Origin of the sequence: Hallella absiana (assembly GCF_025457485.1) — a bacterium.
GTDB classification, from domain to species: domain Bacteria; phylum Bacteroidota; class Bacteroidia; order Bacteroidales; family Bacteroidaceae; genus Prevotella; species Prevotella absiana.
The window spans coordinates 15122-27639 of the sequence record NZ_JAMXSP010000012.1; the positions used below are offsets into that span (position 1 = coordinate 15122).

10 protein-coding genes and 1 pseudogene are annotated in these 12518 nt (G+C 53.3%); 5 read left to right on the forward strand and 6 right to left on the reverse strand.

The window, feature by feature from the left end; genetic code table 11:
• Window positions 1–208: 208 nt before the first annotated feature.
• The 3 genes from NG346_RS07730 to NG346_RS07740 are packed head-to-tail and all read right to left on the reverse strand — an operon-like array spanning window position 209 to window position 3820.
• On the reverse strand, window positions 209–1903 hold the full coding sequence (locus NG346_RS07730; RefSeq protein ID WP_262288550.1) for an acyl-CoA dehydrogenase family protein: 1695 nt from the start codon (window positions 1901–1903) through the stop codon (window positions 209–211).
• A gap of 2 nt (window positions 1904–1905) precedes the next feature.
• Window positions 1906–2928: an electron transfer flavoprotein subunit alpha/FixB family protein gene (locus tag NG346_RS07735; RefSeq protein WP_262279938.1), complete on the reverse strand. Its 1023-nt coding sequence runs from the start codon at window positions 2926–2928 to the stop codon at window positions 1906–1908.
• A 7-nt stretch (window positions 2929–2935) separates the two neighbouring features.
• Window positions 2936–3820 carry an electron transfer flavoprotein subunit beta/FixA family protein gene (locus tag NG346_RS07740; RefSeq protein ID WP_262279937.1) on the reverse strand — a complete coding sequence of 295 codons (885 nt, stop codon included), beginning with the start codon at window positions 3818–3820 and terminating at the stop codon, window positions 2936–2938.
• A 606-nt stretch (window positions 3821–4426) separates the two neighbouring features.
• On the opposite strand from NG346_RS07740, the gene NG346_RS14595 reads away from it, so the two are divergent.
• Window positions 4427–4540 carry a smalltalk protein gene (locus NG346_RS14595; protein ID WP_396266758.1) on the forward strand — a complete coding sequence of 38 codons (114 nt, stop codon included), beginning with the start codon at window positions 4427–4429 and terminating at the stop codon, window positions 4538–4540.
• Window positions 4541–4553: 13 nt separating this feature from the next.
• On the opposite strand, the gene NG346_RS07745 is transcribed toward NG346_RS14595, so the two are convergent.
• Entirely contained in the window at window positions 4554–5012 is a 459-nt protein-coding gene (locus NG346_RS07745) for a hypothetical protein (protein WP_262279936.1), read from the reverse strand.
• 417 nt (window positions 5013–5429) lie between these two features.
• Window positions 5430–5870: a GxxExxY protein gene (locus tag NG346_RS07750; RefSeq protein ID WP_154535508.1), complete on the reverse strand. Its 441-nt coding sequence runs from the start codon at window positions 5868–5870 to the stop codon at window positions 5430–5432.
• Between the two features lie 607 nt (window positions 5871–6477).
• Between NG346_RS07750 and NG346_RS14695 the strand changes: the two genes are divergently transcribed.
• From NG346_RS14695 to NG346_RS07770, 4 genes are read left to right on the forward strand one after another with little or no spacing between them, the layout of a single operon-like run.
• Complete coding sequence (locus NG346_RS14695; RefSeq protein WP_262279935.1) at window positions 6478–8649, forward strand: TonB-dependent receptor; 2172 nt, start codon at window positions 6478–6480, stop codon at window positions 8647–8649.
• A gap of 46 nt (window positions 8650–8695) precedes the next feature.
• The gene (locus tag NG346_RS07760) at window positions 8696–10006 is read left to right on the forward strand and encodes a DUF4374 domain-containing protein (protein WP_262279934.1); all 1311 of its coding nucleotides are present in this window, start codon (window positions 8696–8698) and stop codon (window positions 10004–10006) included.
• 38 nt (window positions 10007–10044) lie between these two features.
• Window positions 10045–11364: a DUF4374 domain-containing protein gene (locus NG346_RS07765; RefSeq protein ID WP_262279933.1), complete on the forward strand. Its 1320-nt coding sequence runs from the start codon at window positions 10045–10047 to the stop codon at window positions 11362–11364.
• Window positions 11365–11370: 6 nt separating this feature from the next.
• Window positions 11371–11994, forward strand: coding sequence for a nitroreductase family protein (locus tag NG346_RS07770; RefSeq protein WP_262279932.1), 624 nt, complete (start codon window positions 11371–11373; stop codon window positions 11992–11994).
• Between the two features lie 161 nt (window positions 11995–12155).
• Here the strand turns inward: NG346_RS07770 and NG346_RS07775 are convergent.
• A pseudogene (locus NG346_RS07775) lies at window positions 12156–12443 on the reverse strand (transposase); the annotation flags it as partial.
• Between the last annotated feature and the right edge of the window lie 75 nt (window positions 12444–12518).

Sequence of the window (12518 nt, forward strand, 5' to 3'; positions counted from 1 at the left end):
GATAAAAGTAGTATCATGTTTGGGTAAAGGCGGGCAAAGTTATCTGTGAATCCACAAAAACAAAACCGCCGCATGGCTGTGCACTGGATGCAGCGGCCATGCGGCGGACATGATTATATAGATTTGTGGTCGAGCCAATGGCTCAACCTTATAGTTGCTCAAGCCATACGAAAAAGGCTCAACCACGAAACTGCTTGGTTCATGCTGATTACTCAGCCACGAAGTTGCTCAGGTCTTCGGCCTTGAAGTTCATGATGTAGGCATGACTGCCCACGCACTCTTCCTCAGCCATGCGCACGAAGACGTTGGCACTCTTGGCAAACTCCTCGGGCACGTTGGTTGCGTCGCGCAGGAGCAGCAGCGAGAGGATGATGTCACCGGTCATGTTGTACATGCGGCGTGCGAGGAAGTCGTGCTCATCCTGGTTCTCGTCGGCCTTGACCTTCTCGACAGCCTCCTCGTAGAGGTCCACGAGCTTGGCCACGCGGTCACGGAGCGGTTTCATGCAGTCGCAGACATCCTCGGCGAGCATCTCGCGCATGATGCCGAGATAGGTGCCGTTGGTGATGTAGCGCACGGCGGCGACCACCTGCAGCTGAGTAGTACCCTCATAGATGGAGAAGATGCGGGCATCGCGCAGCAGGCGCTGAGCCTTGTACTCCATGATGAATCCGGAACCACCGTGGACGCTGACGCAGTCGTAGGCGTTTTGGTTGGCATATTCCGATGTCATACCTTTGCCCAGCGGTGTGAAGGCATCGGCCAGGCGGCTGTATTTCTTCATCTCTTTGCGCTCATCGGGAGTGAGCTTACGCTCGCGCGAGATGTCCTCAAGCGTCTTGTAGATGTCGACGTAGCGTGCCGTCTGATAGAGCACGGCGCGTGAAGCGTCGATCTTGGCCTTCATGCGAGAGAGCATGTCGTAGACGGCGGGGAAGGTGATGATCTTCTTGCCGAACTGTGCGCGCTCCTTGGCGTATGCCAGTGCCTGGTCATAGGCTTCCTGCTCGAGTCCGACGCTCTGTGCGGCAATACCCAGTCGGGCACCGTTCATCAGGCTCATCACATATTTGATCAGACCCAGCTTGCGGTCGCCGCAAAGCTCAGCCTTGGCATTCTTGTAGACGAGCTCGCAGGTAGGAGAACCGTGGATGCCGAGCTTATTCTCGATGTGGCGCACGTCCACGCCGCCGTCACGCTTGTCGTAGATAAACATCGACAGACCTCGTCCGTCGCGTGTGCCTTCTTCAGAGCGAGCCAGTACCAAGTGGATGTCGGAGTCACCGTTGGTGATGAATCGCTTCACACCGTTAAGGCGCCATGTGCCGTCGGCATCTTGTGTAGCCTTGAGCATGACACGCTGCAGGTCAGAACCGGCGTCGGGCTCGGTGAGGTCCATGGACATGGTCTCGCCTTGGCAGATGCGGGGGATATACTTAGCCTGCTGCTCGGGTGTGCCGAACTCATAGAGCGTGTCGATGCAGCTCTGCAGGCTCCACACGTTTTGGAAGCCGGAGTCTGCGGCAGACACCATCTCAGAGAGCATGGAGAAGACCGTGATGGGCAGGTTCAGACCACCGAAGCGGCGCGGCATGGAGACGCCCCACAGGCCAGCCTTGCGGGTAGCGTCGAGGTTTTCGTAAGTCTTGCTGGCATAGACCATGCGGTTGTTTTCGAGGTGTGGTCCTTCCTGGTCCACGCTTTCCGAGTTGGGCTCGATGATGGTCTTGGCTACGTCGTCTGTGATGGCCAGGATGCGCTTATAGTTCTCGATGGCGTCGTCGTAGTTGACGGGAGCATCCTCGAACTGGTCTTTGTCGGCGAAGTTTCTTTCTTTCAGCTCAACGATTCTCTTCATGAGAGGATTGTTGAGGTAATATTCTAATTTCTTTACGTCTACCATGATTACTTGGTGTTCTGCTTGTAATACTTAATGAGTTTGGGAACCACCTCTTCCACCGTGCCTGTGATGACATAGTCAGCGATGGCGTTGATGGGGGCATCGGGATCGCTGTTGACCGAGATGATGATGCCGGCGTCCTGCATGCCGGCGATGTGCTGGATCTGACCGGAGATGCCGCAGGCGATGTAAACCTTTGGATGCACGGTGACACCAGTCTGGCCGATCTGTCGGTCGTGGTCTACCCATCCGGCATCGACGGCGGCGCGACTGGCACCTACCTCTCCGTGGAGTTCCTTGGCGAGTTCAAAGAGCATGTCGAAGCCTTCCTTTGAGCCCATGCCGTAGCCGCCGGCCACGACGATCGGAGCACTCTTGAGATTATTCTTGGCGGCCTCCACGTGGCGGTCGATGACCTGCACGGCGTATGAGGTGGGAGAGACGTAGTCCTTGGGATCGGGATAGACCACCTCGCCCTTTGCTTTACCCTCATACAGAGCCTTCTGCATTACGCCGGAGCGCACGGTAGCCATCTGTGGACGATGGTCGGGGTTGACAATGGTGGCCACGATGTTTCCACCGAAAGCGGGGCGGATGGCGTGGAGCATACCGGTGTAGTGCTTGCCGCTCTTCTTGTCGTCGTAGTCGCCGATCTCCAGCTGGGTGCAGTCGGCTGTCAGTCCGGAGGTCAGGGCTGCTGACACGCGGGGGCCGAGGTCGCGTCCGATGACGGTAGCACCCATGAGGGCGATCTGTGGCTTCTGCTCCTGGAAGAGCTTCACCACGATGTCGGTATGGGGAGCCGAGGTGTATGGGAAGAGTCCCTCACCGTCGAACACATAGAGCTTGTCCACGCCATAGGGCAGCAGCTGATCCTCGACCTTGCCCTTGATGCCGGTGCCGGCCACGATGGCCTCTAGGTCGACACCTAACTGATTGGCCAATTTACGACCTTTGGTAAGAAGTTCCTGAGAGACCTCCTGTACGGTGGTGCCCTCTACTTCGCAATATACAAATACGTTGTTCATATCCTGATTAGCCAATAATGTTTTTGTCCAACAATTCTTTCACGAGTCCCTCGATGTCAGCGTCGGAGCTGGTGAGGGTCTTGCTCTCCTTAGCCTGGAAGACGATGCTCTTCACGGCGCTCACCTTGGTGGGTGATCCGGCGAGTCCGCACTGCTCGTAGTCGGCACCGCAGTCGGCGATGCTCCACTGTCCGAGTGTCAGGTAGGGGCGTGTCTCGTAGAGGTTGCTCCAGGGCTCGTCGCCCTTGCGCTCCATGGGGCAGGTAGCGTATTTGTATTTCATCACGCGCTTGGCGTTGCAGGGGCGTGCGGGAGCGGCGGAGCCGTTGACGGTGATCACCACGGGCAGTGGGGCCACCACAGTCTCCACGCCACCGTCGATATGGCGGCGGATTGTAGCCTTGCCGTCCTCGATCTTGAGCACTTCCTCGGCGTAGGTCACCTGGTTGAGGCCGAGCTTCTGAGCGACCTGGGGACCCACCTGGGCTGTGTCGCCGTCGATGGCCTGGCGACCGCCGAGCACGATGTCGACGTGTCCGACTTCCTTGTCGATCTTCTCAATGGCCTTGGACAGGAAATAAGAGGTGGCGAGAGTATCGGCACCCGCACTCTTGCGGTCAGTGAGCAACCAGCCGCAGTCGGCGCCACGGTAGAGTCCCTGGCGGATGATCTCTCCGGCACGTGGAGGACCCATAGTGACGATGCCCACCTTGACGTTCTCCGGGTCAAGATCCTTGATGCGGAGAGCCTGCTCCAGGGCGTTCAAGTCTTCAGGATTGAAGATGGCGGGCAGGGCGGCGCGGTTGACCGTTCCTTCTGCGGTCATGGCATCCTTGCCCACGTTTCTTGTGTCTGGCACTTGCTTGGCAAGTACTACAATGTTCAATTTCATATTTATAACTAAATTTGTAATGTTTCCGAAACAACGGGGCAAAATTACTAATATTTTACTTCTTGACCAAACGAAATGCATAAAAACAGCCTGCAACCTGCACATTTTGTAGGTATTTGTGCACAACATGTCTTCTTCTTCCTCTCTGTATCTTCTCTTTAGGGTGGGAAAAGGAGGGTAGGGGGCTTCTGCCACTCAACGTAACACCGTAACGCCGTAACACCGTAACGTTTATAGCTATCCGATGTCGGAAGGCAAGATAATGTAAGAAGAAACAGAAAAGTCAAGAACTATATAAAATATTGACTATTAATAATATAATTAATATAATAATATGTAATAATATAATATATTTTACTCTATAGTCTCATTTTCTGCCATTTCCCAAGCCGCATGTCGGAATCGACCTTTTGTTACGGTGTTACGGTGTTACGGTGTTACGGATGAGAGAGGGGGTAGGAGTTTCGTCCTGCCAAACAATATGTTTGCTTTGAGCGAATAATAATTACACCCCTCGCAAACCATAAATTCAGAAAAATGAGGTTTATCGTTTGTTGTTAACAGATCTTAACCGCAATAGACCGTCCAAATTTGGAAACGGTGCGAATGTGTAGTACCTTTGCATCTGAACTCTTAAGAGACCTGGAAGATGATTGTCAACTGGTCATCTCCATCCTCGCTGCCATCGCAACGACGTTCGGAATGACGAGTTGCATGTGACCGCTCGCCGCCCTTACTTGGTGATCTTCGCTATCCACTCAAAGAGCTCGTTGAGGGCGTAGTCACCACTGTGAGGGCGGTTCCATGCCAAGAGGAAGTTGACATCCTTGCCTTCGTTTTCCAACTTCGTTGCGAGGTTGAGGGCCACGGGGAAGGCCGTGTCGCGGTCGATGGAACCATGACGGATATACCAGTGCGGGGCAACGGTGACACCCTGCTGACCGATCTGCTCCATGGGGTTGAGCAGATATTCCTCTTCCTTGACCTTGGCAGACACTGTCTTGCCGTTCTTGGAAGCGGAATAGTCGGTGAAGTTGGCAGGCGTGTTGTTCACATCGCCGAACTCGTCGTTCTCGCCACTGGCCTCATTGCCTGCCACGCCGAGAGCGTCGAAGGCAGGAGCCGACTTCTTAGCAGCAGAGGCACTCAGGGCCATCACTGCTGCCAGCGCTGAAACGATTAACTTTTGCATACGTTGTTTGTTATGTTATGAATCTAATATACTTCCCCCGAAATTCATAACTGGATTTACATGCGCGTGTTGGCAACACTCGTTATATTTCCGAAGGAGAAGTGGTGCAAAAGTAACAATTATTTTCCCTATGGCAAGAAAGCAGTAACTATCTTTAATGAAATTATGGCCTATTAACGAAAGGAAATTTTATTCAGTCGTATTCTTTTTCCGACCAAAACAAATAAAACCCTTGCTGTGATGCAAGGGCTGCGCCCATTGTTTCTTCTCCGGATCCGGCTTGCTCCGAAGCAAGCTTCGGCAAGCCGGATCCGGAGAAGAAACAGCCTTCGTTCCTCAGGCTTGCATCACAGCAAGAAAAACCTTAAAAACAGGCTCGCGCGGTGACTGACTTTTGCTGGTTTGGGGATGGAATAGTCAGAATACAAAGAGACGCTTAGTATTGGGATCGTAGTAGTATTTCTCACATTGATCTTTAACTGGCGCAAAGTTATAAAGAATACCAATACGGTAATTTGTTAGGCGCAGATAATTCCACAGTTGCTGACGCTGCTCTGTGCCAATCTCTGTAATGGCCTTGCATTCAATGATTACGTGATTGTCAACAAGAAAATCCAATCTATGTTCGTGAGGAATCTGACGTCCATGGAAGTTGGCATAGAATCGGAACTCAGCTTGAAAAGGAATACTCGCATCCTCAAAAGCTATCTTTAGTGCATCCTGGTACATGTATTCATTCAGCCAAGGGCCCATCTCTCTATGTACCTCCTGACAGCATCCCAAAATAGGATACACGTAATGCTTAAGCTTTATAAGCAGTTCCTGCTCAATAGGTTCTTTGCCAAATTGTAAATTCATAATATGTCGTTTTAGCCTATTTATTAAGAAAACTGAATAGAGTCTGAAATATTATGCGTATCGCGCTAAATATAATTGCTAACTTCTAACATTCACCGCGCGAGCCTGTTTTTATAAGGTTTTTCTTGCTGTGATGCAAGCCTGAGGAACGAAGGCTGTTTCTTCTCCGGCCCCAGCTTGCCGAAGCTTGCTTCGGAGCAAGCCGGAGCCGGAGAAGAAACAATGGGCGCAGCCCTTGCACCACAGCAAGGGTTTTATTTGTTTTAGTTAGAAAAGACTATTCAACTGGATAAATATGGGTGACGCATTTACGAAGTCATGATTTTTGGTGGAATCCCGGGACATCGCTCTCGGGATTTCATCATTTTTAGGTATTGTGCGTTTCCGTCATTGTGGCTACCTTTGCAGCCGACAAACGGGATGGCCCGTTGTTGTAAAAAGATTGGTTGACGGAAACGGATAAGGAGACCCAGCCTTTATACTTTGTGTAACGGCGTAAAACCATTGGATGATCATATCCACCTTATTGTACCACAGAAGAATACCATATCTTATATCGTGACATGATGTAAAAAATGTCGGACATAAGAAATGATATTGAATGGATATGATAAAGAAAAAATTATTACTCTTAGGGATTACTGTGTCCATGCTCCTGCTGTCGGCAGACGTGGCGGCACAGCATCCGCACGACGGCCATTACCGGCCGGACACGACAGCGCTGAAACGCACGCAGCGCTTGGGTGAGGTCGTAGTGCGCGGCAAATATGTCGACCGCGTCAACAAGTCGGCCTACAATGCTGTCGCCATCGACACCCGTAAGTTGCGCAACACCAACCTCGACCTGGCCCATGCCCTCGACCGTGTGGCGGGAATCAAGATCAGAGAAGAGGGCGGCGTAGGGTCAGCCGTCCAGCTCAACCTCAACGGCTTCACCGGACAGCATGTCAAGGTGTTCCTCGACGGCATGCCGATGGACAACTCCAATACCAGCTTCGGACTGAACAACATCCCTGCGGGTTTTGCCTCGCAGCTGCAGGTGTATAAAGGTGTGGTGCCCGTCGACTTCGGCGGCGATGCCATCGGCGGCGTCATCAACATCGTCACCGACCACAGTCCACGCACCTACGTCGATGCCAGTTACAGCTATGGTTCGTTCAACACCCATCGCAGCAACATCGCCCTCGGATGGACCGGCAAGCGTGGGCTCGTGGTCCGATTCAATGCGTATCAGAACTATTCCGACAACGACTATAAGGTGAAGACGCAGTGGACCGACCTCTCCAACTCCACCATCAGCAATGAGGAAGGATGGTTCCGACGCTTCCACGACCGCTACCACAACGAGGCAGTGGTGCTCCAGGCGGGACTGGTGAATAAGTCGTGGGCGAACAAACTGCTCTTCGGCTTGCAGTATACCCACGAATATGCGCAGGTGCAGAATGCCAACCTGATGAAGATCGTCTTCGGCGGGAAGCTGCGCAAGAACTGGGGGCTCACGCCGAGCCTGCTCTATGAGAAGCGCAACCTCTTCACACAGGGGCTCAACCTGCGTCTCTCAGCCCGTTACGACTATACCACGACGAACAACGTCGATACGCTCAGCCGCACCTACAGCTGGACGGGACAGTGGATCCCCAAAGCGTCGCAGGGCGAGGGTGCCACTTCGCTCGCTGAGTTCACGGGAAAGACGCTCACTGCCGTGGCCAACCTCACCTATCGCATCGGCGACCAACATTTCTTTACGCTCAACGAGACTTATATCAACTTCCACCGGCACACCACCGATAACTCCGCTAATCGCGCCATGACATCCGCGGCGACCTTCATGCGCCGCATCAACATCAAGGACATCACGGGGCTGAGCTATCAGTTCATTCCCAACACCGAGTGGAACGCCACTGCCTTCGTGAAATACTACGATACCCATGTGACGGGTCCTGTCAATGTCTCCCAGACCACGCGCGCCCAGTATGAGGAGCAGCAGCGCCACAGTCAGGCCCTCGGCTTCGGTGCCGCCGGCACATGGACACCCTGGCGCGACCTACAGGTGAAGTTGAGCTATGAGCGCGCACTGCGGCTGCCCAGTGAGCGGGAGCTCTTCGGCGACGGCGACTATGAGGAGGGCGACGCCGTGCTCATGCCGGAGAAGAGCAACAACGTGAATCTCAACTTCAACTATGAGCACACCTTTGCCGATGCCCACACTATTGTGGCAGAGCTCGGACTCAACTACCGCAATATCCAGGACTACATCATCCGAACCATCAACGCCAAGGGAGTGGCTGTGAGCACCAACCACGGCCATGTGCTCGGCGAGGGCTTCGACGCGGCTGTACATTATCTCTATAAGGACATCTTCACCATCGGCGGCAACTACTCTATGCAGAACATGCGCAACCGTGAGCGCTACAACGCTAACGGAGCCCTCAGCGTGACCTTCAACAACCGTGTGCCCAACCTGCCCTACGCCTTCGGCAATATGGATGCCAGCTACACGCTGAAGCATGTCTTCGGAAAATACAACAAGCTCACCATCGGCTACGACATGCGCTATGTGCACCGTTTCTATCGCTCGTGGTCAGGAGACGGCGCCAAGCTCTACGTGCCCGAGCAGTACAGCCACGACGCCAATCTCACATATTCCATCTATGGCGGACGGTACAACATCTCGATAGAGGCCAACAACTTCACCAACAGTCTGCTCTACGACAACTACAGTCTGCAGAAGCCTGGCCGCAACTTCGCCATCAAGTTCCGCTATTCGTTGAGCAAATAAATAACAACGAAAATATTTTTATTAACGACTTGAAATAGAAAAAGATATGAAAGCATTATTATCAAAGGGATTGTATGGAGGAGCGTTCGTGCTGTTCTTGTTGTCACTGCCCTTGTTCACAGCGTGCAGCAGCGACGACAGTGCCGAGAGCACCAATGGAGAAAGTGGCGGCATCGCAACCGGAGCCGCCACGTCGGGCCACTTCTTCCTCGACGCCGCTGCCGACGACGGCACTGAGTATATCCTTCAGAACACCTCGGTCACCGACGGCGATCTGAACATCAGCAGCAACATCAAGGAGCTGCCCACCTCGCCCTATACATGGGCGTTCAAGGACAGCTATGCCGTGGGCGTGTCGTATCAGCAGCAGTATGCCGGATTGGGCTACTGCGTGAAGCTCACCGACGAGACCAAGCCCTTTGAGCAGATCGGACAGTTCCAGGTCAACGACCGTTTCACGACCTATGGCTTCATCGACGATATGTTTGTCACCTCGGTATCCGGTCAGACCCGGGGCGACCGCACCGACATCGCCGTCTTCGACTTCTGGTCGCTCGACGACAGTGGCGTGAAACTACTCAGAAGTAAGTCACGCTACACCACCGACATCGCCGGTGAGGGTCAGCAAGCCACCTTCTCGGGAATCGTAGACAACGGCGATGGCACCTTCCTCACCGCCATGATCAAGTCGGATCACAAAGACGACGGCAGCAACGCTCAGGGCGGCAGCATCGGCACCGTGAAATATCCCGACAGCTGCTGGGTCGTGAAGATGGACACAGCGCTCAACATCAAGGCCGTTTATGGCGACAACCGCATCAGCTACGCCTGCGGACAGTTCCGCTCGCAGACCCTCAACTCCATCTATAAAGCCGACGACGGCAACGTCTATGTCTTCAGCAACAGCTATGAGTCGACGACCACCCTGCCAGCGGGGGCATTGCGCATCAAGAAAGGCGCTGACGGCTTCGACAAGGACTACTATTTCAACATCCAGTCGGAGCTCGGCGGTTATAAGTTCCGCCGCGTGTGGCCCATTACGGGCAGTAAGTTCCTCTTAGAGCTCTACGATGACAAGACACCGACCTCTACGGGCGCCGCACGCCACTATGCTGTCATCGATATGGAGACGAAGAGCCACGTCGATGTCACCGGTCTCCCCGACAAGCTCAACATCACTTCGGGACAGACCACGGGCGACGTGCCGATGGTGCACGACGGTAAGATCTTTATCCCCATCACCCAGCGCGGAGGCTACGCGGCGCTCTACAATGTCGATCCCAACACGGGAGTGGCCACTAAGGGCATCACCGTCACCGGAGCAGCCACCATCCGCAGCGTAGGATACTTGAAGTAAGAACTTTATTTATTACCATAAATTCTAATTAATAAAAGATGAAAAAAAGAAACGTATTCTTCATGGCTGCACTGACAGCATTGTCAGCCACATTCACTGCGTGCAGCGACAATGATGACAGTAGCGCTTCAAACGGTGAGGCTACGATCAACCCGTCAGAAGTAAGTTTCATCGTGGCTTCCAATGATGCTACGAAGAGTCTCAAGGGCGGTACGCGTATGAAAGTCTATACCAATGTAGAGAAGACTTGGACCGACGAGAAGGTCTATGGCGACAGCACCAATACTGACGTGGTCTACAGCCCCGATGGTTTCACACAGGCTAAATACAACTCTCAGGCCGGCTTCTTCACGGGCTTCATCTATCGTCAGGGTTCTGTCGACGAGGCTAAGGGCGGTATAGGTGCCGGAAAGATGGGGACACGCATCTATCAGCTCGTCAACGGAAAACTCATCGAGAAGGGTAAGAACATCGTTACCAACTTCGGCAATGTGGGTGTCTTCGGCAACTACTCCTATGGCGCACTGAACAGCGATATGGGTGTCAACTATTTCACGGCTGCCGGTGCCATGACTTCCTGGACGGCTCCCGACCTGACGAAGTTTGCCGTAGACGGCACAGCCCCTGCCATCTCTGACATCCTCGACTTAGGCAACAACCGCTTAGCCATCACACTCTATTATTCCAACCGCGACTCTGCCGCTGTGGTCTTCTCCGACTATAGCTTCTCCACAGTCAGCGCTCCTGTCTTCGACAGCCGCATCGGTGGCATCTATGGCGCCTGGCGTTCTGCCCGCTATGCTATGGGCGGCGTAGCCGACGACGGCACGGCTTATGTGTTCTGCGGCACCAGCGCAGACGGTTCCAAGGTCGGTGCCCTGCGCATCAAAAAAGGTGCAACGAGCTTCGATCCCGACTATAAGTTCGACATCTACACCGCCAGTGAGGGCTACCGCTTCCGCAAAGCTTATCCTATCAGCGGCAGCAAGTTCCTGCTCGAGTTCTATGTCGATAAGGATGCTTACAGCAATATGAGCACCTCCGGTAAACTCGCCATCGCTGACATGGACACCAAGACCCTCACATGGGTAACGGGTGTGCCCGCCGCTTCTGACATGGGCAACTACTCCATCGGCTACGGTGACGGCTACGACGGCTACTTCTATCTTCCTATCAACCCCGCTGAGGCATCTACCACTGGTGGTGGCGGCAGCTGGCATCATGCCAAGGCCACGCGCGCTGCATCGTCAGTTCTGCCGACCATCTACAAGATAAATGCAACGACAGGTGTGGCAACAGCCTTCATGACGCTCGACAAGAACGAGTCGGTGAAGGTCATCAGCATCGTCAAAAAATAATCGGCTATGAATTATTTCATTCATTCAATATCATGTGCTGTCGTCCTCACGGCACTGGCAGCTCAGACTGCCTTTGCCGGGGACGGCTTTACCAACGACAGTGCGGCAGTGATGAACAACATCCTCACACGCACCAGTATCCGTAAGTTCCAACAGCGTCCGGTGGAGAAAGCCAAGGTGCTCGCCCTGCTCAAGGCGGGTATGGCGGCTCCTACAGCCCGCGACCTGCGACCCTGGCATTTTGTGGTTCTCAGCGACACCGCCGACATCCACGCTTATGCATCCACGATGAAGCATCATGGTGAGATGATCGCACAGTCGCCCGTGGTCATCTACGCTTGTGGCGACACCACGCGTATGATGGAGGGGCAGGCCCGCGACTTCTGGGTGGAAGATGTCTCGTGCGCTTCGGAGAACATGCTCTTGGCTGCCCATGCCATGGGGCTCGGTGCCGTCTGGACAAGTGTCTACCCGGAGATGCGAAAGGTCAACGGCGTGAGCAAAGCCCTGGGGCTGCCCGGCAATCTCGTGCCGCTGAATTGCATCCTCGTCGGCTACCCTGATGAGGCTCCGGAACCCAAAGATAAATGGGATGAGAGCAACATCACGTGGTGGAAGGCCAATAAATAAAATTCTGTAGAGGGTGTATCATAATTAAGTTTTATGGTGCATCCTCTTTTCTTTTACAATGATAGTCGTAAAATTAGGATTAGGCCGACTTTTTAGTTAAAATTCCATTTTTCGCTGTTTCTAGAGTCGTCAGGACCGCAAGGAGGCAGAAATAGGCCGTATTAGCGGCTCCAAAAGGCTTTCCCTTGCCTTTTTTTATTGATTTTCGAGCACATTTTCTTTATGTTGAAAGCAATTGCAAAGAAAGCAAAATCCATCTTGACCTTGTCCATACCGAAGTGCCTGAAGCGTTTGTAGTTCATGTCGTATTTCATCTGTCCGAAGACGGCCTCTGGCTCTATGCATCTTTTCCCCCTATATTTTATTTCTTCTTCCGAAGTAAGTCTTTCCGCGGCCTGCTTTCTGTATTTGGCAAGACGGTGGTTGACCTCGATGATCCTGTTGCCCTTGATTGAGTGGGTTTGAAGCTGCATTCTTGCGGGGTCGAAGCTATGTTCTTGCGGGGTCGAAGCTATGTTCCCAAT